Origin of the sequence: Novosphingopyxis sp., assembly GCF_965218915.1 — a bacterium.
Lineage (GTDB): Bacteria > Pseudomonadota > Alphaproteobacteria > Sphingomonadales > Sphingomonadaceae > Novosphingopyxis.
Genome location: NZ_OZ244708.1, coordinates 753,673 through 775,425, shown reverse-complemented (window position 1 = coordinate 775,425; position 21,753 = coordinate 753,673). Strand labels below are relative to the sequence as shown.

Annotated in this window: 20 protein-coding genes; 8 read left to right on the top strand and 12 right to left on the bottom strand. The window is 55.7% G+C overall.

All coding sequences use genetic code 11. The features are described from left to right. The first annotated feature begins 46 nt into the window (after positions 1-46). Positions 47-1,390 carry a glutathione-disulfide reductase gene (gorA, locus tag ACOQPC_RS03675; RefSeq protein ID WP_420607312.1) on the top strand — a complete coding sequence of 448 codons (1,344 nt, stop codon included), beginning with the start codon at positions 47-49 and terminating at the stop codon, positions 1,388-1,390. A 230-nt stretch (positions 1,391-1,620) separates the two neighbouring features. Here the strand turns inward: gorA and ACOQPC_RS03670 are convergent, their stop codons facing one another. The 12 genes from ACOQPC_RS03670 to ACOQPC_RS03615 all read right to left on the bottom strand — a co-directional run bounded on the left by ACOQPC_RS03670 (position 1,621) and on the right by ACOQPC_RS03615 (position 14,587). Next, the gene (locus ACOQPC_RS03670; protein WP_420607311.1) at positions 1,621-2,859 is read right to left on the bottom strand and encodes a patatin-like phospholipase family protein; all 1,239 of its coding nucleotides are present in this window, start codon (positions 2,857-2,859) and stop codon (positions 1,621-1,623) included. After that, complete coding sequence (phaZ, locus tag ACOQPC_RS03665) at positions 2,856-4,133, bottom strand: polyhydroxyalkanoate depolymerase (RefSeq protein WP_420607310.1); 1,278 nt, start codon at positions 4,131-4,133, stop codon at positions 2,856-2,858. Before phaZ ends, ACOQPC_RS03670 begins: the two co-directional genes overlap by 4 nt. Then, positions 4,123-5,241, bottom strand: coding sequence for an acetate/propionate family kinase (locus ACOQPC_RS03660; protein WP_420607309.1), 1,119 nt, complete (start codon positions 5,239-5,241; stop codon positions 4,123-4,125). Before ACOQPC_RS03660 ends, phaZ begins: the two co-directional genes overlap by 11 nt. Next, complete coding sequence (locus tag ACOQPC_RS03655; protein ID WP_420607308.1) at positions 5,238-6,122, bottom strand: bifunctional enoyl-CoA hydratase/phosphate acetyltransferase; 885 nt, start codon at positions 6,120-6,122, stop codon at positions 5,238-5,240. Before ACOQPC_RS03655 ends, ACOQPC_RS03660 begins: the two co-directional genes overlap by 4 nt. A 44-nt stretch (positions 6,123-6,166) precedes the next feature. After that, entirely contained in the window at positions 6,167-7,609 is a 1,443-nt protein-coding gene (locus ACOQPC_RS03650) for an efflux transporter outer membrane subunit (protein WP_420607307.1), read from the bottom strand. Then, positions 7,606-8,715: an ABC transporter permease gene (locus tag ACOQPC_RS03645; protein WP_420608058.1), complete on the bottom strand. Its 1,110-nt coding sequence runs from the start codon at positions 8,713-8,715 to the stop codon at positions 7,606-7,608. Before ACOQPC_RS03645 ends, ACOQPC_RS03650 begins: the two co-directional genes overlap by 4 nt. Continuing rightward, the gene (locus ACOQPC_RS03640) at positions 8,715-9,863 is read right to left on the bottom strand and encodes an ABC transporter permease (RefSeq protein ID WP_420607306.1); all 1,149 of its coding nucleotides are present in this window, start codon (positions 9,861-9,863) and stop codon (positions 8,715-8,717) included. The genes ACOQPC_RS03645 and ACOQPC_RS03640 overlap by 1 nt, the downstream gene beginning before the upstream one ends. Further along, positions 9,860-11,632, bottom strand: coding sequence for an ATP-binding cassette domain-containing protein (locus ACOQPC_RS03635; protein ID WP_420607305.1), 1,773 nt, complete (start codon positions 11,630-11,632; stop codon positions 9,860-9,862). Before ACOQPC_RS03635 ends, ACOQPC_RS03640 begins: the two co-directional genes overlap by 4 nt. 3 nt (positions 11,633-11,635) lie before the next feature. Next, positions 11,636-12,643: a secretion protein HlyD gene (hlyD, locus tag ACOQPC_RS03630; RefSeq protein ID WP_420607304.1), complete on the bottom strand. Its 1,008-nt coding sequence runs from the start codon at positions 12,641-12,643 to the stop codon at positions 11,636-11,638. Positions 12,644-12,667: 24 nt separating this feature from the next. Continuing rightward, complete coding sequence (locus ACOQPC_RS03625) at positions 12,668-13,045, bottom strand: DoxX family protein (protein WP_420607303.1); 378 nt, start codon at positions 13,043-13,045, stop codon at positions 12,668-12,670. Between the two features lie 11 nt (positions 13,046-13,056). Continuing rightward, on the bottom strand, positions 13,057-13,740 hold the full coding sequence (locus ACOQPC_RS03620) for a CerR family C-terminal domain-containing protein (protein WP_420607302.1): 684 nt from the start codon (positions 13,738-13,740) through the stop codon (positions 13,057-13,059). Between the two features lie 115 nt (positions 13,741-13,855). After that, complete coding sequence (locus ACOQPC_RS03615) at positions 13,856-14,587, bottom strand: CerR family C-terminal domain-containing protein (RefSeq protein ID WP_420607301.1); 732 nt, start codon at positions 14,585-14,587, stop codon at positions 13,856-13,858. A 380-nt stretch (positions 14,588-14,967) separates the two neighbouring features. Here ACOQPC_RS03615 and ACOQPC_RS03610 point away from each other — a divergent pair, with 380 nt between their 5' ends. The 7 genes from ACOQPC_RS03610 to ACOQPC_RS03580 all read left to right on the top strand — a co-directional run bounded on the left by ACOQPC_RS03610 (position 14,968) and on the right by ACOQPC_RS03580 (position 21,727). Continuing rightward, the gene (locus tag ACOQPC_RS03610; protein ID WP_420607300.1) at positions 14,968-17,397 is read left to right on the top strand and encodes an HsdM family class I SAM-dependent methyltransferase; all 2,430 of its coding nucleotides are present in this window, start codon (positions 14,968-14,970) and stop codon (positions 17,395-17,397) included. A 332-nt stretch (positions 17,398-17,729) separates the two neighbouring features. Next, positions 17,730-18,176 carry a hypothetical protein gene (locus ACOQPC_RS03605; RefSeq protein WP_420607299.1) on the top strand — a complete coding sequence of 149 codons (447 nt, stop codon included), beginning with the start codon at positions 17,730-17,732 and terminating at the stop codon, positions 18,174-18,176. A 396-nt stretch (positions 18,177-18,572) separates the two neighbouring features. Further along, on the top strand, positions 18,573-18,971 hold the full coding sequence (locus ACOQPC_RS03600) for a hypothetical protein (RefSeq protein WP_420607298.1): 399 nt from the start codon (positions 18,573-18,575) through the stop codon (positions 18,969-18,971). A gap of 77 nt (positions 18,972-19,048) precedes the next feature. Then, positions 19,049-19,660 carry an NAD(P)H:quinone oxidoreductase gene (wrbA, locus tag ACOQPC_RS03595; RefSeq protein WP_420607297.1) on the top strand — a complete coding sequence of 204 codons (612 nt, stop codon included), beginning with the start codon at positions 19,049-19,051 and terminating at the stop codon, positions 19,658-19,660. 1 nt (position 19,661) lies between these two features. Beyond that, positions 19,662-20,096 carry a VOC family protein gene (locus ACOQPC_RS03590; protein ID WP_420607296.1) on the top strand — a complete coding sequence of 145 codons (435 nt, stop codon included), beginning with the start codon at positions 19,662-19,664 and terminating at the stop codon, positions 20,094-20,096. 222 nt (positions 20,097-20,318) lie between these two features. Next, positions 20,319-21,146, top strand: coding sequence for a bis-aminopropyl spermidine synthase family protein (locus ACOQPC_RS03585; RefSeq protein ID WP_420607295.1), 828 nt, complete (start codon positions 20,319-20,321; stop codon positions 21,144-21,146). After that, entirely contained in the window at positions 21,143-21,727 is a 585-nt protein-coding gene (locus tag ACOQPC_RS03580) for a hypothetical protein (RefSeq protein ID WP_420607294.1), read from the top strand. The genes ACOQPC_RS03585 and ACOQPC_RS03580 overlap by 4 nt, the downstream gene beginning before the upstream one ends. Positions 21,728-21,753 lie beyond the last annotated feature (26 nt).

The following is a 21,753-nucleotide window of genomic DNA, read 5'->3' as shown; positions in this document are numbered from 1 at the left end:
ACAGGTTATATCAGCTGCTCTATGTTGGCAAACGCTAAGGATTTCCATGCCGAAATTCGACTTCGATTTTTTCGTTATTGGCGCCGGTTCGGGCGGCGTCCGTGCTTCTAGGATCGCTGCCGGGCACGGTGCCCGCGTCGGAATCGCCGAGGAATTTAGGGTCGGCGGCACCTGTGTCATTCGTGGGTGCGTGCCTAAAAAGCTGCTCGTCATTGGCGCACATTTTGCCGAGGATATGATCGATGCCAAACGCTTTGGGTGGACCGCTGATAACGCGTCTTTTGACTGGGGAGTTCTGCGCGATCACGTGCTGACAGAAGTCGACCGCCTCGAGGCAGCATATCGCACCACGCTTACCAATCATCGCGTTGTATTGCATGAAGGCCGAGCGGTGATGGCTGATCGCCATACGATCGAAATCGATGGCAAGGCCGTGACCGCTGACAAGGTGCTGATCGCCACCGGCTCTGCACCGCAAATGATCAACTGCCCCGGCGCGGAACTGGCAATTACCTCAAACGAGGTTTTCCATCTTAATAGGCTGCCAAAGCGAATTGTGATCGCCGGAGGCGGCTATATCGCCAATGAATTCGCCGGCATATTCAATGAGCTGGGCGTAAAGGTCACGATCGTGAACCGCTCGGACAAACTGCTTCGGGGATATGACCGCAGCGTGGTCGACCGCCTCGAACATATCTCGACAGCGAAGGGGATCACGTTTCGCTACAACGCACCGTTCGAAAGCGTCAAACGGTCTCAGGACGGCGAGCTTCGGATTACGTTTCAAAACGGCGATGCACTGGAAACCGACCTCCTGCTGGCCGCCATCGGACGGTTGCCAGCATCCTCTGAACTCGGCATCGAAGCCTTGGGCGTGAAGACTAAGGAGCGCGGGGGGATTCGGGTCGATAAAAATAATCAGACCGCAATCGATAACATTTACGCAGTCGGTGACGTTACCGATCGTATCCAGCTTACGCCGGTTGCAATACGCGAGGGTCACGCGGTTGCGGACAGTCTGTTCGGTAAGGAGGCGTGGGTGCCGAACCACGATATGGTTGCCAGCGCGGTGTTCTCGCACCCGCCCATCGCCAGTATTGGTATGACGGAGAGCCAAGCCCGCATCGCGCTAGGCGATGTCGAAGTCTACACCTCGGATTTTCGTGCGATGAAGAATGTGATGGCTGATCGTAATGAACGGTCACTTTATAAACTGGTGGTCGATCCGGTCAGCCGCAAAGTTGTCGGGGCTCACCTGATAGGTCCCGACGCGCCAGAAATTATGCAGGGGCTAGCCATCGCACTGACGGCAGGGCTGACTAAAGAACAAATTGACCGAACCGTTGCTATTCACCCAACTATGGCTGAAGAACTCGTTCTGATGCGCTGACCAGGCAGCAGCAAATTACGGATCAAGAAGTTACCGAATGAAACTGAACTGGACCGTCTGACGTGGGCTAACTTTTAGGTGCTCGGGGTTCCGAAAACTCATTCTTAGAAATTTGCCAAGAGTTTACCGATCAGGATCAACGATCGTCAGCTTTATGAGCTATGCCTTCGCCGGTGCGAGACCATCGAATAAGATCAGAAACCCGGATAGGAGAAGAGTAAAGAGATTCCTTATCCAGGATGCTCTGTCGTGTTGGGCATCACATGGTCACCCGGGATATTTTGCAATCGATATGGAGGTCCGCACCTAGAACCGTTGGTCTTCAAAGCCGTCGGTTTCGTTTCCAGCGATCGATGGCAGCCGTAAGTATACAGCTTCTGCATCTGCTCCTGATCGAATAGCTTGTCGGAGGTCGCGCTGAAATCAGCACCGATCGCCTCGATATCGAGTGCAATCCCGTGCTCGTCCGTGAACCGCCTTAAACTCCTGATACTTGCGCGGTCCGCTTCTCCGATAACGGTTGTCAGCGCACGGGCAATAATCGAGAAGGCAGTGGGCTTCACAACGTCGAAATCAGGGGCAAGTTGCCCATTATAGATTAAAACGATTTGCCCGCCTTTTTCGAATAGGTCCGGAGAGTCCTCGAATATGATATTGGGCGGCAGCGCGAAGACGCTGCTCGTAGTTCCGCCATCGACGTGCATTTCCTCGAACGTTGCACTGCCCGAACTCACCTTGATGAGAACCGGAGGAAAAATCCCAGGGATGCTGGAAGACGCCAGCAGTATCTTTCTGAATAAGGCAATACGGTTCGGATTCTCGCTCGTTGCGATCGCTCCCATGTCCCAGACCATTCCGCGCTGCGCGTCGAGATTGGTTGTCATGACAAGAAGTCGCCGGCCAGCCAGGTGCTGCTGCGCGATACGGTCGACAAGTGCCTCATCGACATAGCGCGCAATTAGCGCTTCGAGCGGCTTGGTCGACGCGAAACTAGGGCCGCCCGTTATCCCTGCAAGAGCATGCTGCTTGAAAATGTCGCTTGCATCTATCCCAGTGTAAAGCCTGCGAAGCGTTGCATCTTCGACCGATCCTAGAAACGCGAACGGTGCGATCAGTGCGCCAGTGCTAACTCCGGTCACCACGCTGAAATTAGGACGATCGCCCGAAAGCGTCCATCCGTGCAGGTAACCGGCCGCGAAGGCACCTTTGTCGGATCCGCTGGAGATCGCAAGCAAGCTCGGTGGACCACGCACTCCAGCCGCTGTCCGGTCAGAAACCAGTTTACCGCGCCAGGCAAGCCATTCGGCCTCGGACGCATCAGACCAATGCCTGATGTCTACATAGCCTGGCACTTGCGCTCTTTCCTGAAAGCTAACCGAAATATCAGGACGATCAGGCCAGTGCGTGCACCCGCCAGCGGTGAGCGAGAGCGCGAGAATGAGAACGATGGTCCGCAGTCGGCTCATCATGTCGCGGCGTGAAAGCGCATAATTTCGGGAACGACCTGATCGCGAAACCGCGATCCGCTGAACAGTCCATAATGACCGGAGTCTTCGAGCATGAAATAATGCTTTGCGCCACTGTCCAATTCCGTCGCCAAGTCGAGTGCGGCGCGAGTCTGGCCGAGCCCGGTGATATCATCTTTCTCGCCCTCGACCGCTAGCAAAGGGGTCTGGTGGATTTGCCTGAGATCGACCTTGCGGCCGCGTGCGACGAATTCTCCTTTCGCTAGCTGATTATCGCGAAATATTTTTTCGACCGTCTGGAGATAAAATTCGGCAGTAAGGTCCATGGTGCTGAGGAACTCGCCGTAGAAGCTGTCGATCTTCTCTGCCGATTCAAAGTCGCCGTCGGCAAAGTGATGCAGCGCATCATGAACCGATTTCGCATGCCTCGCCGGATTCATCGCGACGAACGCCGTAAGTTGCATATAGCCCGGATAGACTGCACGATGCGCTCCTGGAAAATCGTCAGGAACTACCGTGATCATCGTATCAGCGAACCAGTCGTCATCCTTGCTCGTGGCGAGCGAATTAACTTCGGTTGGAGATTGGCCGATATCAATGGGCGATCCCATCATCGTCAAGCTCGCTGGCAGGCAATCTTTGCAACTGGGATCGGCTTCCATGAGGGCAAGCGCGGCCAGCGATGGAACCCCCGCCTGACAGACAGCGACCACATGAACGCCGCTCAACTCCGTCAAAAAGCTGATCAACTGATCGATATAATCATCAAGGTCGAAGCCCCCATGTGACATCGGAACATCGCGTGCATTTGCCCAGTCAGTGATCCACACGTCATAACTCGGAAGCAGTCCACGCACCGTTTCGCGCAGAAGCGTTGCATAATGACCCGCCATTGGCGCGACCAATAAAACGCGCGGCGCATCGCTGCGTCCCTCAATCCTAAATCTGAGAAGCCGACAAAAATCAGATTCCGTTTCCACCGTCTCGGTTACCAAAGATTCGTCGCCATCAACCATTACGCGCTCGATCCCGAACTGCGGCTTCTCATGCGGCTCCGCCAGTCGGCTCATCAGCTTAAGCCCCGCAGAGGTGCCACGCCGCAGCTCCATAAGCGGTGCGCCCATTCCAAAGGCCTCGAGAGCCGCGAGCAGGGGCGGGAGAACGAAGCGATCATCAAGAGCACGCGCAACAGCGCCCCATTGTTTCGACGGCAGCCTGAAAGCCATGCGCCAGGCTTCAATCCAGTCATATGTGTTAAAGATATTACTATAGGGCATTCGAGTTCATCCTTTTGAACAGTGACGGATCATGTTGGTTCAAAAGTCCGATGACTTCTCTAGCCATAACAAGCTCCTCGTCGGTGTCTGTCGAAAGCGTTTCAAAAAGACCAAGGTGCGCAAGCGCCGCACTGACATCTACTCGCAGACGGCGGTCGTTCGCCCCGATCCCACCGGTGAAAATCAGCGCGTCGATCCCGCCCAGTGGCACGGTCAATGCAGCTGCGGCTTGCGCGATGCGGCTTGTAAAAATCGCTACCGCAAGCGCGGCCTCCGCTGTGTCGGCGTCCCGCATTCGACGCATGTCACCGTCGGTGTCAGACAGACCAGCTAAGCCTGACCGTTCATACAAAAGCTTCTCGACGGGCTCGATGCCTGCCTCGCGGGCGAGATGTAAAACAATCCCAGGGTCAATTGCACCGACCCGCGTGGTCATCGGCAAGCCATCGAGCGCAGTCATTCCCATCGTCGTCGCGACACTGACGCCGCCCTTCAGCGCGCAGAGGCTAGAGCCGCCTCCGAGATGCGCCGCGACAACCCTTTCATGAGCTGGACGATGCTCTCGAAGCCATCCGGCGATGTATTTATAACTGAGGCCATGAAAGCCATACCGGCGATAGCCATGTTCACGAAGCGGGGCCGGGAGGGGTAGCTCCCGCTCCGTGAGCGGTAAATTCGAATGGAACGCCGTGTCGAAGCAGGCGATATTGATTGCACCGGGTATAAGCTTTTGCAAGCGAACCACCCCGTTTATCGCAGCGCTCTGATGTAGCGGCGCGAAGGGCTCCAAAGACGCAAGCGTGCCGAGGAGAGAACCGGTCAAAACCGCAGGGCCCTTATGATCTGCGCCGCCGTGAACAACGCGGTGGCCAACCGCAACGATGCTAAAGTCCGAAAATTCCGCTTCCAAATGATCGACGATCTGCGCGTCTAGATCGCCGCTGTCTTGCGCCACGGCTTCATCACCGTTTTGGAACTTGATTTTGAACATGCCGTCGCTGCAAGTGGCAGCACCGCCGGTGATCCGGGACGAAGTCCCGGATAGAGAATATGCGGCAAATTTTAGGCCGGTCGAACCGGCGTTTATAATGAGAACTAATTCGGTCACGCGGCGTCATTCCTTCCACCAGCAGCGAGCAGCATGGCAAGCGCGCAAGAAAGCAATCTGGTTCGCTCGCTGTCCGCGCGGCTGGTCAAAGCAATGGGAAGCCGCGCGCCAAGCACGATCCCTGCACAATCGGCCTCACCCAGAAAGGTAAGCTGCTTGGATAGCATGTTGCCCGCTTCGAGGTTCGGGACCAACAGGATATCAGGGTCGCCGGCGACCGCAGAGTTTATCCCCTTTTCGCGCGCGGCCTTGGCCGAAATCGCATTGTCGAATGCGAGCGGTCCATCGACCAGGCAATCTCCCAATTGCCCACGGTCGCCCATCTTGGCCAGCGCCGCTGCATCTGTCGTGGCGGGCATGTCAGGATTGACGGTTTCGACCGCGGCAAGCGCTGCCAATTTTGGTGGATCCCCACCCGGACCGCGCAGCGCCCAAACCAGGCCAATGGCGTTTCGGGCGATGTCAGCTTTGACGGCCAGAGACGGCGCAACGTTTACCGCGCCATCAGTTACTACGAACGGCTTATGATAAGCGGGATCATCGAACACGAACGCATGGGTCAAGCGCCGCTCACTACGAACCCGCGGGTTGGCCAGCACCGCACGCAGCAATTCATCGGTATGCAAAGACCCCTTCATTAGCGCATCGACTTCCCCAGAAGCCGCCAAATCGCACGCTGTTTCGGCTGCTTCATGGCTATGCTCTGCTTCGACAATGTGCCACTCGCTGCAGTCGATACCGGCCTGGGCTGCCGCGGCATGAATACGGTCTAAAGGACCAACGAGCACGGGCTTTAACATGCCGCGCGCCGCAGCGTCTGCAGCTGCCTTTAAAGGCGTTTCAGTGACCGGGTGAACAATTGCCATCGCCAGCGCAGGCATCGATCCTACACGATCAAGCACATCCTCTGTATGTCGTCTTTGGGTCATGACCGCCGCTCCGCGTGGCCTGTCTCGAAGGTTTGCCATCCGCCGCCCAGCGCCTTGTCGAGGCTAATCGCGTTAATTAGAGTTTGTGCATTTGCCTGCGCAAGTTGATCATCGAGGGTGGTTACCTGACGCTCGACATCGAGGACATCGAGTAAATCGGTCTCGCCCACGTCATACCGCTGCCGAGTTAGATCGAGTGTGAGTGCAAGTTCCGCGCGGGCGGCGCCAAGCGCACTGGCGCGTTCCTGCGACCGCCGAAATTGAATAAGCGCACCCTCAACATCGGAGAGGGCCTGCAAGACAGCTTTTTTATATAGCGCCAGAGATTCGTCGGCCTCGGCGCGCTGCTGGCGCACCGAGGCCCGCCTCCGACCCGCGTCGAAGACGGGCAGTGATATTGAAGGCCCGCCTTGCCAAAACAGGCTTGCACTCTTGATCAGGTCACCTGGGCCGAGCGCCTCGAGGCCAATTTCTCCTGTAATGGAAATTCGCGGATAGAGATCGGCAACCGCAACGCCGACATCGGCAGTCGCCGCTGCGAGATCGCGTTCTGCAGAGCGAACGTCGGGGCGGCGGCGGAGCAGGTCAGCTGGCAGACCTGTCGGAATGATCGGAACGCTCAGACTTGGCCCCTCCACTGTTGCCAACATATCCTCGGTAAAGCCGGGTTGCTGGCTGAGAAGGACATCGAGCGCATATAGCGATTGTTTGCGGCTCGCACTTAGCGGTGGCAGAGCCGCTTCCGCCTGACGAAGCGCGCTCTTCGCCCTTCCGCCAGCTATCTCGGCCTCTTCGCCAGCGTCGATGCGCTGACGAACGAGAGCCAGTGTTTCACGGTTCGATTTAATCGTCGCAAGCGCAATCTCAATCCGGCGCTCGTTCGCACGCAGATCAGCATAATTGCGAGCCACCTCGGCGGCAATCCGAATGACCGTGGCGCGCCGATCTTCCTCAGCCGACCCCAGCCGCGCAGTCGCCGCTTCGACTTGACGGCGATTATAGCCAAATAAATCGATCTCCCAACTCGCGTCGAAAGAGCCCTTGTAGTCCGTATACTCGGTGCGCGGCGAAAAGGTATCAGGTATGCTAGCAAGCTGCGCGCCATTTTCGCTGACACGGGTCTGGGTGAGCGAACCGTTCGCACCTACACTTGGCAAGGCTCCACCCCCAGCAATATCACGCACGGCACGGGCCTGCAAAATGCGTGCATCGGAAACGGCAATGTCGAGATTGGCCTGGAGCGCCTGATTGACCAACTGATCGAGCGCCGGATCACCGAACTCCGTCCACCATCGATCCTGCACCGCGCCAGATATGCCGCCCGCGTCGAATGCCGGAGGCAGCAAGTTTACAGGCGGCACGTAATCCGGGCCGACGGTGCAGGCGCTGACCATCAATATAGCGGCCCCAGCGAATAATTTTTTGGGAGAACGTATCATGCGGTTCCCTTCCGGAAGATAACATAGGCACCGCTCATGGTTGCGACGGCGATCATCACGAGAGGCCAGAGATGTGCGAACACCTCGGTCAGGCCATATCCTTTGAGAAACAGACCTTTAACGATGACGATAAAATGACGAAGCGGATCAATCCAACTCACCCACTGCAACCACACGGGCATGTTTTCGACTGGCGCGATGAACCCTGAAAGCAAAACCGCAGGCAGAAGAAAACTGAACACGCCTAGAAACGCTTGTTGCTGCGTTGCCGATAACGACGATATCAAAAGGCCAAAACCGGCCAATGCCAATCCGTAGACCAAGATCGAAACATACAGCAGCGCCAATGAACCGGTGAAAGGCACGGCGAAGATGAGCATGGCAACCAACAAAATAATTGTCGCCTGAACTGTCGCCACCATCATGGCCGGTATCGCTTTTCCGATAAGGATCATGCCGTGACCGAGCGGCGAAACCAACGTCTGATCGAGCGTGCCCTGCTCTCTTTCTCTCGCGACCGAAAGAGCGGTTACGATAAGGCAGCCCACGGTGGTGATGATCGCCACGAGACTAGGTAAAATGAACCACTGGCTCTCCAGATTGGGATTATACCAATTGCGGACCACCACCCTTACGTCCGGCGAAGCAATTGACGCCGAACGCGGCAAATCAGCCTGATATTGTTGAACAATCGATTGGATATATCCGGTTGCTATCTGAGCGCTGTTAGCGCGCCTGCCATCGCCGATAACCTGCAAGGATGATTGCCCCGCAGTAAGATCACGGGAGAAATTTGGCTGGAATCGCACGCCGATCATTGAAACCTGCCGATCAATAGCATCGCGCAGATCTTTCTCCCGCGTTACAAATCGCAAGTCAGCGAACGACGGGGATGCGGCAAGCCGTTCGACGATCTCGGTCGATGCACCTCCGCTATCCTGATTGAGGATCGCCACGGATATATTGTTCACCTCGAGCGAAGCTGCGAACGGAAACAGCAGGATCTGGAACAGAACAGGAGCAATTAATAGCTCGCGGCCACTCGGGTCGCGGAGAAGTGCTTGCAATTCCTTGCGCACGAGTGTGATGAGCCGGTGCCAAAGCATCAATCAAGTGTCCGCTGGGTTTTGAATGCAATTAGCGAGAGGAAAATTGCGGCAATCAGCGCAAGCACGCCCGCATTCATCCAGAACAGGGCGCCGGCATAATCCGACTGGAACAGTGTCTGTAGAATGGTGACGAAATACCGGGCTGGCAGGATTGAGGAAATCACCTGCACCGGCCACGGCATGCTGGCGATTTCGTAGACGAAGCCAGATAGCATCAGTGCCGGGAGAAATGCCGCATTGAGCGCACCTTGCGCCGCGTTGAACTGGTTCTTCAGCACGGTTGACAAAAGCAATCCCAACCCGAGCGCCGTGCCAAGAAAAAGGCTGGTTGCGAGGACAAGCAACACAAATGATCCGCGGAACGGAACGCCCAGCATCCAAACCGCAATTCCGACGCAGAGTAGCATCGAGCCGAGACCCAACGCGAAATAGGGTAATAGCTTTGACAGCAGTAACTCCGCTTTTGTCACCGGCGTGGACAATAGCGCTTCCATCGTTCCGCGCTCCCATTCGCGCGCAACGACTAGAGAGGTCAGCAGTGCGCCGACCACCGTCATCACAATCACGATCGACCCAGGGACCAGGGAGTTGCGGCTCGTCGTTGCCGCATTGAACCAGTAGCGCTGCTTAATCTGGATCCCGGCGTTCGGAGAGGTGCCGGCAATTTCAGCCCGGTTTGCCGCCCATCCGCTTAGCGAGCCGGTAACATAATTGGCGACAAAAGCGGCGGTATTTGGGACACTGCCATCTGTGACGATCTGAATACTCGCCTGCTCCCCAGATATTGCAACCAGCCTAGAAAAATTGCTTGGAATGACAACGAAACCGCGAATTTCTTCGCCTTGAAGCGCCGCCTCGACATCGCCGCGCGAACCGTTCGTCACTACTTTTAGGAAGGGCGAACCGGCGATGGCATCTGCCAATTGCCATGCCTCAGCACCGGAATCCTCGACAACCATGCCTATCCGCGTCTCGCCGGTATCAAGATTAATTCCATAGCCAAACAGGAAGATCATGATGACTGGCAGCACGAATGCGATCAAAATGCTGGATGGATCGCGCAATATTTGAACGCTCTCCTTGCGGCAAAGCGCCCAGAGGCGCCGCCTCGACACCAAAGCTGACAAGGCCGGCTGACTGCTCACGCTGCCGCCTTCTCTTCTTCTTCGCGGCTGACGTCCGCGCGGCGAACCAGTTCGATGAAAGCCTCTTCCATCGTGGGATCTTCCGCGTCATCGCCCGCAGCTTCAGCGCGCAAGCTGTCGGGAAGCCCGTGGGCAATTAACTGGCCGCGGTATACCAGGCCGATGCGGTCACAATATTCCGCCTCATCCATGAAGTGCGTGGTGACCATCACGGTAACGCCCTTCTCGACAACCCCATTAATATGCGTCCAGAATTCGCGCCGGGTTATGGGGTCGACGCCAGAGGTCGGCTCATCGAGAAAAAGGATCGCAGGATCGTGCATAATTGCGCAGGCAAGTGCCAGACGCTGCTTAAAACCGAGCGGCAAGCTGTCCGGCGAGGCCTTCAGATAAGGTTCCAGCGCAAATGCGTCGATCATCGCATCGATCCGATCGCCCTGTCTCTTTCCGCGAAGGCCATAAACGCCTGAGAAAAATTCCATGTTCTGGCGCACCGACAAGGCGCCATAGAGAGAAAACTTCTGGGCCATGTATCCAAGACGCTGACGCGCCTCTCCGGGAGACTTCTTCAGGCTGTAACCGAGCACCTTGGCTTCGCCCGACGTGGGCACGAGGAGCCCGCACATCATTTTGAACGTGGTGGATTTGCCGGCACCATTCGGACCCAAAAGTCCAAATATCTCACCACGCTTAACGTCGAAACTGACGTGATCAGTCGCCGTGAATTCGCCAAAGCGCTTGGTGAGTTCAATCGCTTCAATAACCGCTTCGTCATCCGCACGGTCATCATCGGCAGCGTCAGCCAATAGATGCGCGACGACCGACTCTCCGTCAGGGCCGCCACCAAGCAGATCGATCACTCCATCTTCAAGGCGAGGATCGACGGGAACCAACTCAGCAGTTTCTCCCGCTCTTAGCGTTTCGATGGCAATTGGATCGTCTTTGTCCTGCATGACCAGCCGAACAGCGCGCCCCTGGATCACCCCGTCGATAACCTTGTCAGATTTCAGGCCACGTTTGAGAACGAGGCGGCGATTTTCCTTGATCCCGCGAACCAGAAAGCTGCGGCCACGCATGCGCTCGGCGAGCTCGGCCGGCTGACCGATGAAGAGGGGCTTGCCGTTATCGAGCAGGATAATGTCGTCGCATTTTTCCGCTTCGTCGAGATAAGCAGTTGACCAGATGACGGTCTTGCCTTCCCCAGAGAGCTCGCCGACCATCTTCCACAATTCGCGTCGCGATATGGGATCGACGCCGACGCTCGGTTCATCGAGTAATAGAAAATCTGGATCGCCAAGCAGGGCGCAAGCGAGCCCAAGCTTCTGCTTCATTCCTCCGGACATCTGTCCCGCGCGGCGTTTCGTAAACCGTTTCAGGTCGGTAAAGTCGAGCATACGGTCAAAGGCGTCACCGCGCTCATTGGCCGGAACATCGAACAAATCCGCATAGAGCGTCAGATTTTCCATGACGCTCAGATCCTCGTAGAGACCAAAGCGTTGGGGCATATAACCGAGCCGACTGCGAAGACCGGGATCCCCTGCATTGGCATCGGTCCCATCGATCGTCACGCTACCCTCACTCGGAGTAAGGAGCCCTGCAATCACGCGCATGAGGGTCGTCTTGCCAGCGCCATCTGGGCCAACAAGACCAGTTACGACTCCGCCACGAATTTCGGCGTTAATTCCATCAATCGCACTAATTGTTTCCTCTCCCTCGCCAAACCGACGGGTGAGATTTTCAATCACTATAGCTGTTTTGTTTTGGCCCACGCCTCAGTGCTCCTTGACGGCGATGGCGCCGCTCGCAAGCTGAACGGTGACCGGCATGCCCTGGCGAAGTCTGGTATCCGGATCGAGAACGACAATTCGGGCTCGATAGACCAGGTCAGTGCGCAATTCCGGCGTTTCCACCGTCTTGGGCGTGAATTCCGCGGTCGGTGACACGTAACCGACCTTGCCGTGATATACCTTGCCTGGCGCAGCATCGGTCGTGAGCGTTACCCGTGCTCCCGGAGCGACTAGCCCAAGATTGGGCTGATCGACGTAAACGCGTGCCCAAACTGGATTGGCCAGCGCTTCGGTGAACACAGTCGACCCCGCAGAAACAATGGCACCTTTTTCGATGGCACGGGTCAAAAGGATACCACTGGAAGGAGCGAATAGCTCGGTATCAGAAAGTCGCAGCTTGACGCGGTCGGCAGCTGCTTTTGCCTGGCCAACATTTGCAGCTGCGCGCTCGACTTCCTGCCGCCGACTGCCTGCTCGACTTTCCTTCAAACCCTGCTGAGCGTTTCGCAACCGCGCGGCCGCTTCGTCGCGGGCATTCGACGCATCCTCATAGGAACGCGTCGAGGTAGCTCCGCTCTGGCGTAGCTGTGAAAGCCTCGCAACATCAGCGGACGCATTTGCAAGGCTAGCGCGGCGCTCGTCGACTAGTGCCTGTGCCTGAGCGATATCCTCGACGCGGCTTCCGGCGCGCAGCAAATCAAGCTGTGCGTTCTGCGCTCCAATATTGGCTTCTGCTTCGGACAACTCTGCGCGCAGCGGTTCAGGATCTAGGCGCCCAAGCAGCTGACCGGCCCTAACCGCATCTCCCTCATCGACCAAAAGTTCGGCAACACGCCCGTCCACGCGAAAGGCCAAATCGACTTCGCGGATATCGATATTACCATAGAGCTTGAGCGGCTCATCGCTGGGGGGTCTGAGCAGGAAAAACCAGACTAGAGCAGCCAGGCCAATGACAGCTAACACTCCAATCGAAATGCGTCTATTTCTGCTCATGGCCACATCCTCTGATCGCGGACATCAAAGGGCGCCTAAGCGCTGATAGCGACGCGTTGCCACGAGCAAGCCGCCTGTGAGAAAAAGCAACACAATTGCTGGCAGAGAATTGCCACCGATCAGGAAAAAGTGGGTGGCGACCGCGCCGCAAGCGACGCAGAACAGCAAGATTGTGCCAGTAAGGGCCGCTGCAGGAACGAGGATGAGAATCGCACCCAACAGCTCAATCGCACCAGTGAGGTAGCGAAACCATTGTCCAAAACCAATTTGGTCGAAAATTGCCACCAGCGCTGCCGCGCCGAACAGTTTTGCCCCGCCAGCCAGGCCGAAGGCCAATGCGGAGATTACCCGCGCGGCCCAGATTGAAAGCCGGATTCGGCTCTTGCTCTTGTTCGAAGTCATCGTTCATCTCCTCACTTGATATATTTTGGCTGTGCAGGCTCGGCCGCTTCGATCCGGTCGCAGATCGCCACCACATGTTCATCGATGACGTGCCGCAACAAACGAACGCCGCCCTCGTCGATACTTGACCATCCCGCAGCTCGAAGCGCGGTCGCATGCGCCATACGAAAAACCAGCACTTGGCCGATCAGAACGACAGAACGTGTGCGGCACTCCTGAGTGGACATCTGATTACCCGAAATACACGCAATCAATCGGCTCAGTTCGTCCAGCATTGGCTCCATGACCTCTCTGAACAGTATTTCGAACGCAGCGCCCGGATTAGCTTGTTCGCGGGCGACGAACCGCGAATCGGCTGCGAATTCCTCGGTCACGATCACGTTCAACATCCCAATCAGGATTTGACGAAGCGCCAGCCGAGCGACCTCAGCGTCGTCGGACGACTTACGAAGTTCCCGCGCAGCCACCAGTAACGGGCGAACCCGCGCACCGATCGTGTCCGCTATGTGTTGAGCGGCTGCGAGGTGAAGCCCCACCTTGCTTCCGAAATGATACCCGATTGACGACATCTGGGTGTTGGCAAGGCTAGCCAGTTCACGCGTGCTAACTCCGTCCAACCCGACTTGGCCAAAGAGATCGATGGCGACATTCAGAAGGCGCGAGTCCGGAGGTGCATGGCTGGAGGAACGGTTCATGACCGTAAATTCGTTCAATCGAATGAAAATGTCAATCGGTCGATTGAACTTTATTTCTAGGAGGGCTTTCCTTCTTTAATATCAATGTGATACGGTGCCGAACAAATAAGGAAAGCTAGCTCGAAAGGGCTTTAACTGTTATCTGCTCGATCGCAGAGACTGTTCGATTTACCCGAGATTCGGAGAATTCATGTTCACCGAGTCTCAACAATATCGTTGCCTTCGCCATGCCAAAAATCATGGCCTGCCCAAGCAAGGCATGGGTCTGCAGGATTACCATCTCGCTGTTGGCATCCCGATCGAGCGCCCGGGCGACCAATTCGGCTAAAAGCATGTGAACACGCTCGATATACCCGTGATAAATAATATCGAATGCGGGCGACGGCTGCATCTGCTCCCGCAGGATGAATCCAGCGCGCGAAGCAGCATCCGGGGTCGCCAGAATGACCCGCGCTATACGGCCAAGAAGACTGCCCGCGGACATGGCAGCCTGCTCTCTGGTCAGCTCTTTCAACGTGGGAGCGATCGCTGCTGCGGTGGCAGCAATCTGCGCACCGGTCGTGTCAGCAATTTGTTGAGCGACCGCTTCGTAAAGCTGTTCCTTGCCCCCAAAATGATAGAGTATGCCGCTCAGATTGACCCCCGCGCAATCAGCGAGCTGACGGGTCGAAACACCCGAGATGCCGTTGGCGCCGAATAAGAAAAGGCCGGCATCTAGCAGCTTCTGTCTGGTATCGAGAGACTTGGATTTTTTTGATGGATTGGTAGCCATGGTATGCCAAATGCGGTCTACCGGGCCGTTTATGCAAGCATCCTTTTCAGGTCGCAGAGTTTCGATCGACGGCATTGATCATTCTGGACCGCGGCCGCTTTCGAACTGCCTGCCAAAGCGAAATCTCCTTCTTCCGTAAATTCTCAGGCTTCTTAATCGTCTGCAACTCCGGCGGGGAGATAATCGAGAAATGCGGCGTCCGGATACATTTTCCCAACGGCTCGGAAAGGCTCCAAACACTGAATGAAGCTAACTAAATTTTCGGGGTCGAGATTTTTTCCGGGTCGAGCAAAACCTCAATCGTAATTACAATCGCTGGGTCATGTGCCTGCCAATGATCCGAGATGATGGTCGCGCGAATCGTGCAATCCTGCCGTTCTAGGTAGTCAAAATTATCATTGTAGTCGCATTCTGAGCATGGTAGCCGAGCCTTCAATGTCACAGGTAAACCGTCCATGACCCCAACAGCCGATGGAATTGTTCAGCGCTGGGCTTCAAAGCTGGGCCTGGCCGATGCGCCGCTATTTGCGAGTAATGACCTCCCGTCGGGCGAGCGGCATGAGCTTCTCCTTGACGGCGGCCTTGGAAGCTTTGCCATTTCTACGCGCTCAGAGGGCACGTGGAAAGATGGACGCGCCCGCGAATGGGCATATTCGAGCGATGTGCCGCATCATGTAGCCGTGGACATGGATAAAGTCGTCGTCACTCGGTGGGACGACGCAAGTCCTGAAGCGTTCTCGATCTCCAGTGTGGAAGAGAAGCTGGCTGACTTTTATCGATATCTTGTGGCCGATAAAGTCCGGTCTAACCGCAAAGTAACAGATGGACTTGTCGATTTATTCCGCCGCACCAGATCTGCGGTCGCGCAAGCTGGAGCTGATGACGATGCAACGGTAGACGCCTATCTCTCGGTCTTTTCCCAGCGCCTTTCCGAAACAGGCCGTGATGTTCCGCTTTGGCGCTCGGAACTCGGAGCAGACGCGATTGCACGACTGGTTGACCAAAGCACTTTTGCATTCTCAGCACATGAATTGAAAACTGACCTAGACCTGGCCGTGCGACACGCAGGGAGCGAGATTTTTCAGGAAGCCCATTTCGATTTAGTGCAGACCTCCCAGAGCGATCTATTTGGCTGGAATGCACCGGCCTTGTCAGAACGCAAATCTCGAGGAACTTCTCATTTTACGCCGCCCGCACTTGCTCGCATCGTGGTCGAAAAAGCCATCTTCGCGGTTGGCGACATCAAGAATTTCAAAGACCTGGTGGTTATGGATCCCGCCTGTGGATCGGCTTCTTTTTTATACGAAGCCGTCAGAACGCTTCGAAGGATTGGGTTTGATGGCAAACTCCGGCTCGTTGGCCGAGACATTTCTCCGTCGGCAATTTCGATGGCGAAATTCATGCTCACGTTCGCAAAAGCCGACTGGGAGCCAAAGGGCGGTATCGAGCTTGACCTAATGGCTGCCGACAGTCTCGCCATTGATCTACCGGTCGCCGACATTATCGTGATGAATCCTCCTTTTCTCTCTTGGTCAGCGATGGCGAAATCGCAGCGGGAGATCGCAACCGATGCCTTGGGACCACTGGCAGGCGGGCGCATTGACCTGAGCATGGCGTTCATCAACAAATCCCTGGATCGTCTTAAAGAAGGCGGGGCACTTGGAGCGGTCATGCCCGCCAGTCTTCTCTCGCTCCAAGCTGCGCAAAAATGGCGAAAAAGCCTCATGGAAAGAGCCCATCTTTCCATGCTCTCCTCTTTAGGCGAATACGGCCTCTTCCGTCACGCCACCGTGCAGGTCGCGACCCTTGTCCTCACGACTGCTACTCAAAGAAATAATGACACAGTCACGCTGATTGCCAATGATGAACGCAACGCTACGGGCGATGCGCTGCGCGCTTTGCGGCGGGACGATGTCGGGTCACACGAAGGCTGGTCACTGTTCATCACCCCTGCCGAGGAATTTAGGTCTGGCTCAACCTGGAAACCCGTTCCACCTCATGTGAAAAAACTGCTCGAACGCTTTGCTGGCATCGGAGCGCTTGCGAAAATTGGCGACCTCTTCGACATTCGGCAGGGAATACGAACCGGAGCAAATGAGGTCTTCCTGCTCTCGGCAGAAGAACTTTCGAGACTAAGCCCGAACGAACGGCGCTTTTTTCGCCCGGCTATGACCGGTGACAATCTGACTAATGGCAAACTGCGCACCGCCGAATGGCTATTCTATCCGCATGGTTCGTCATCGATTTCTTCCGAGGCGGAATTGCGCAAGACACTGCCCCGATATTATGAGAATTATCTTTTGCCAGCAAAAACTCAGCTCACAGCGAGGTCGAGCATCGTGCGCGGCGCGACAAAAAATTGGTGGGTGCTTGCAGAGCACCGCGCCTGGGCACTTCAGGCCGAGGGGCTTCCAAGAGTTGTCTCAAAATATTTTGGATCGCCAGGTTCGTTCGCGCTCGATGAGATTGGTAAGTTTTCAGTGGTGCAAGGTTTTGCATGGTTTCCTCGGTGGGCAAGTCGACCCGCAGATGGCGAGGTCGACCACGACGACTTTGGCAATGCGCTCGATGAGGAACTCGAACTGCTTACGTTGAAGGCATTTACGACAATTTTCAACTCAAAGGTCTTCCACGGTCTTGCGCGTTATTTCTCAAGTCATGTCGGAGGGGGCCAGATCGATCTAAGTCCGCGATATGTGGCAAGTGTGCCGGTGCCGGCCGTCCAACGCCTTTTGACCGACCCTAGTCTGGGCGCAGTAGTCCGGCACCTCGCGGAACTTTCTGAAATCGAGGCCGATACTGGACCAGCAAGCAGGCTCTGGCAAAAAGAGGTCCAGAACCTCATGGTTCCGCTTTATGGCCAGGAAATCTTGGAGGTCCAGTGAGCCCATTTAGGATCAAAGAGGACAGCCTGAATTCCCATTTCGAAAAAGTGGAAGTTCTATTGGCCTCAGTCGTGTCGGAACCCAGGTTGAGATTGGAAAAGGCAGCGGCGCCCGATGGAGTGACCATTGGCCTTAAACTCTTGGAACCATGTGAGACCGTGGAAAGAAACCGCGGCGGAGAAGCGGTTGTAGCTCCGCTACTGGATCTGGGCGGCGGGCTTTCTGCGTGGTTTGGAATCCGTGAGCAATGGCGGCTAGCTTCGCGGCGCGGAGAAGGTCGCTCGTTCACATTCGGATCGTGCGATCTCACTGTTCACTTCGGGCGCACGGACGTGGTATCCAAACCGCAGCTCTTCAGAGCCGAATGGGTGGGGCTCGTTGAGGCCGAAGGAAATTGGGGCTTTGTGGCTGGCGATGCTGCCCATCCCCACTGGCAGTTCGACGCCCTCGACACGTTTGCGCAGGAGGAAGAGAGAGACTTTGCCGTCGAGCTTAGGCAACTTCTCCGCGGAGAAACCCAGCTACCTACGCCAGATCCCGAAATTCAAGTGACTGAGTTTTCCTTCCTTGGCGAAGAGACTTCTCCCCTTGAAATTGGCGACGACGATATCGGCCTACTAGTTCGCCACAGGAAAGTTTCGGCCATCCATTTTCCAAGCGTCGCGCCATGGTGGCTTGATAAATCTGACCATGCTCACATGCCAGGCAATGCAGGTCATGTCAGACTTTGGCTCGACAAAACATTGCGATATGTCCGGACTGAATTAAGCAGGGTGTAAGCCAAAATGGCGAACGCCCGTTTGCTTCGTAATCTTTAAGCATAGCAAACAATATAATAGCGATTTGGCTTCGTGGCTGATGATGTCCCGGTCCATCATTCAAGCCTATCGAAATTGACGTTTCTGCTGTTGTCATATCGTCTCCCTAGCTCTGATTTTTCGTCCAGCCAAAGATCGTCCGGTATCGCCGCACCTTCAGCATGAGCGAATATCCAAACCAGGAGCGGGCAGTCGGGATTTTATCGACACCCCCGCGAGGATTGACCAGCGCAACGCGCCCCTCCTCTTCACCGAGCCCACCACCGTTCCGTAACACGAACCCAGTGTTCCTAGTTCTGACCTACCATGTCTCGGACAAGTTCCAACATGGGTCTGGCTAGAAAGGAGCTTCTAGAGATGGCACTCATACGGATCTTCAACCATCGATCCGATCGGTATGGGCCAGCATTCTTTTGGCTCGCCCTAAGAATCCTAGTTATCGTCATCTGCGGCGCAACTGGGATCGCCATGCTGCTTGCCGACACCTGCATGGTCAACCTGTTCCAGCCGACGGCGCTTGGCAACGCCGCTAGGATCATGACTGGATTGATCGAGGTCGTCGGAGCGCTTTTGCTTTTTGACCGCCGGACAGCCTCGGTCGGCGCTATCACGATCGCTTTTGTCATGTGCGGTGCAATACTGAGCCATCTCACAGTGCTCCGCGGCAGCTGGATCCCAGCCGCTTTGTTATTACTCGCAGCACTAGCGATCGCGCGCAAACACAAAGACCTTAAACTACGTAGCAGAATTTTCTGAAACCAGAGGATGCCAATAATTTGCTCGGTCGAACCTGGTTTCGTGACATCTAAGCCCCGATCAAAAAGGATGATGTAATGACCAAGATTCTAGTTCTCTATTATTCCAGCTATGGCCATACGAGCCAAATGGCAGCCGCAGTTGCCGAAGGTGCCCGAACTGCCGGCGCCGAAGTCGATATCAAACGCGTGCCCGAAACCGCCCCGGCTGAGATTGTCAAAGCAGCCGGCTTTTCAGCCGATGATGACCACCCGATCGCAGAAGTGAATGATCTTCCAAATTATGACGGCATCATCATTGGGACGCCAACTCGATATGGACGCATATCCTCGCAAATGGCGAGCTTTCTCGACCAGACCGGTGGCCTTTGGCAAAAAGGAGCGCTTAACGGCAAAGTCGGGGGCGCGTTCACCTCGAGCGCCTCGCAGCATGGCGGGCAGGAAACCACATTGTTTTCAATCATCACCAACCTCCTGCATCTCGGCCTGACGATTGTCGGGCTTCCCTACAGCTTCAAGGGTCAGATGACGCTCGACGAGATCACGGGTGGCTCACCTTACGGTGCCACGACCATCGCAGGTGGCGACGGCAAACGGCAACCAAGCCAAACGGAATTGGACGGCGCTCAGCACCAGGGAAAGCTTATCGCGCAAGTAGCGGCCAAACTAAGCGGAGGCACCCATCACTGAAATGCGCAAGCCGAAAATGGTGGGTGTTAATCACATCGCGCTTGAAGTCGGAGACGTGGAGGAGGCTTTGACGTTCTATGGAAAAATCTTCGATTTCAAATTACGCGGCCGTGGAAGCGGGCGAGCGATCATCGATATGGGCGATCAATTTATCGCGCTGATGTCGGGACGTTCTCAGACACCTGATGCCCAACGTCATTTTGGTCTGGTCGTGGACGATCTAGGCGCTCTATCAGAACTTGCTCGCGAAGCTGGCGCTACAATTTTGGACCACCGCTTTCTGGACTTCCTGGATCCTTGGGGCAACCGCGTTCAAGCGGTTGAGTATCGCGATTTGCAATTTGCCAAAACTGATATGGTGATTTCGCAAATGGGCTTAGAACTGGACAAGAGTGAAAAGGCGCGAAGAAATATGCGCGCCAAAAACTTGGTTTGATGTATAAATGCGACCTTGATCGACCAAGCATGTCTTTCATAAGTAGCATGCTTAGCGCCCCTGTGGGCCGCCGACCTGGTTGATATCGAAGATAGCTCCAGCGAAGTCGATCGGTTGGGTTAAAAATTCACTGCGTTGCCACTTTGGTATCAGGCGCTCATATTTCTTGAGCGAATCGAAACGGGAGGGAATATGATACCGAGCGACAGGATCAGGGTAGACATGCGCGCTGCGGTCAATGCGGTATCAGATGTGGTCGCCAATCGCACACGACCGTTACGTGAATTCGATCAAATTCATATGAAGACCGGCGACATGGTCATGCAGAGCGAGGCAATCGCGTCTTGGTCGAAAGAAAAGCGTCTGGCGTTTATCGGTGATGGCGACGCTGTCTCGGTTGCGCTTGCATACCTCAAGGAACGGAAGGTTCTGGATTTCGGGCCGACCAAAATCATGGTTTTTGATTTTGACGAACGCACCGTCAATGCGGTGAAGAGATTTGCCGACAAGGAGCGGCTCGACTACCTAGATGCTACGCTTTATAATGTTCTCGACCCGCTACCCGATGTGCAAAAATATGACTGCTTTTACACCAACCCGCCCTGGGGCGCCTCCAACGGCGGTGCGAGCGTCAACGCCTTCGTGCAGCGTGGTATCGAGGCCGTTCGATATGATGGTGAGGGCTGCGTCGTTATCGCCGACGACGACGAATTAGATTGGCCTAAGCAGGTTCTCGCCAACGTTCAGAGCTACGCATCGTCGCGCGGTTTCTATGTTTCTCGAATGGCTCGCAAACTGCATGGTTATCACCTCGACGACGCACCGGATTTAAAGTCGTGCAACCTCTTCTTCTCCTCTGTGCCCGGCAATATCGTGAATGCTGAAGAGAGTGCGCCCCTGACCAATCAGCAGAGCCTTCGGAATTTTTACGGTGGTTCCAAGGAGCCCCGGGTGCGGTATGTGCGGGAGATGAAAAGGCCCGATTATGGCAAGGCTCCCCAAGAGGAGTATCGCCTTGAGCTGTTCGATCACAGGAGTGAAGAAGCGTGAGTGAGATTATCCATCCGGGCGCCGGTCTTTTGTTCATGAAGGTGGGCACGCACGCTCAAGAAAGTCTGGAAGACATCATCGCGCGCAAGAGCGCGGAGATTGCAAAGGTGGGATACGGACTTTGGGGCTACGGGGGAAACACATGCCACCCATCTACGATGGTCCAGCCCTTCGCAGAGCGGTTCGCCGACGAGGGGCGCCCGATCCATCTTGTGATGGAGGAAATGGACTCCAAGCATTTCGCCGAGCCGCTTTGCGCAAAGCAATATTCGCCCGACAACCTCGAGTGGCAGGAGATTCCAAAAGATATCGAGGTGCGCGGATCACGCTTTGCCCTGAAGATCGGTAATTTGCGTCAGGTCGATGAAGAATTGCCGCTAAATTCGACACGGGTGGCGGTCGGCCCCACCACGGGAAAGCTGGGCAGCCGTTATGTGCAGGGCCGCGTCGATAAGGCCTGTCTGGAAATGCTGGAAGAATCCGAGAACGTGAACGAGGACCAAGGACCGGCCATCCGCCCGATTAATCTCATAGCCGATTTGCTGGCTCCCTATGCGGTCTTCCTGCGAGGCTTTCGCTGAGTTTGTTCACATAGCAATCCGCATCC

Excerpts from the sequence above, each read along its gene's own strand:
- phaZ (WP_420607310.1), bottom strand. The coding sequence starts at position 4,133 with ATGCCCTATAGTAATATCTTTAACACATATGACTGGATTGAAGCCTGG.
- ACOQPC_RS03655 (WP_420607308.1), bottom strand. The coding sequence starts at position 6,122 with ATGCCTGCGCTGGCGATGGCAATTGTTCACCCGGTCACTGAAACGCCT.
- ACOQPC_RS03645 (WP_420608058.1), bottom strand. The coding sequence starts at position 8,715 with ATGCTTTGGCACCGGCTCATCACACTCGTGCGCAAGGAATTGCAAGCA.
- ACOQPC_RS03650 (WP_420607307.1), bottom strand. The coding sequence starts at position 7,609 with ATGATACGTTCTCCCAAAAAATTATTCGCTGGGGCCGCTATATTGATG.
- ACOQPC_RS03590 (WP_420607296.1), top strand. The coding sequence starts at position 19,662 with ATGCGCAAGCCGAAAATGGTGGGTGTTAATCACATCGCGCTTGAAGTC.
- ACOQPC_RS03620 (WP_420607302.1), bottom strand. The coding sequence starts at position 13,740 with ATGAACCGTTCCTCCAGCCATGCACCTCCGGACTCGCGCCTTCTGAAT.
- ACOQPC_RS03600 (WP_420607298.1), top strand. The coding sequence starts at position 18,573 with ATGGCACTCATACGGATCTTCAACCATCGATCCGATCGGTATGGGCCA.
- ACOQPC_RS03625 (WP_420607303.1), bottom strand. The coding sequence starts at position 13,045 with ATGACTTCGAACAAGAGCAAGAGCCGAATCCGGCTTTCAATCTGGGCC.
- ACOQPC_RS03670 (WP_420607311.1), bottom strand. The coding sequence starts at position 2,859 with ATGATGAGCCGACTGCGGACCATCGTTCTCATTCTCGCGCTCTCGCTC.
- hlyD (WP_420607304.1), bottom strand. The coding sequence starts at position 12,643 with ATGAGCAGAAATAGACGCATTTCGATTGGAGTGTTAGCTGTCATTGGC.
- ACOQPC_RS03585 (WP_420607295.1), top strand. The coding sequence starts at position 20,319 with ATGCGCGCTGCGGTCAATGCGGTATCAGATGTGGTCGCCAATCGCACA.
- ACOQPC_RS03615 (WP_420607301.1), bottom strand. The coding sequence starts at position 14,587 with ATGCCGTCGATCGAAACTCTGCGACCTGAAAAGGATGCTTGCATAAAC.
- wrbA (WP_420607297.1), top strand. The coding sequence starts at position 19,049 with ATGACCAAGATTCTAGTTCTCTATTATTCCAGCTATGGCCATACGAGC.
- gorA (WP_420607312.1), top strand. The coding sequence starts at position 47 with ATGCCGAAATTCGACTTCGATTTTTTCGTTATTGGCGCCGGTTCGGGC.
- ACOQPC_RS03610 (WP_420607300.1), top strand. The coding sequence starts at position 14,968 with ATGACCCCAACAGCCGATGGAATTGTTCAGCGCTGGGCTTCAAAGCTG.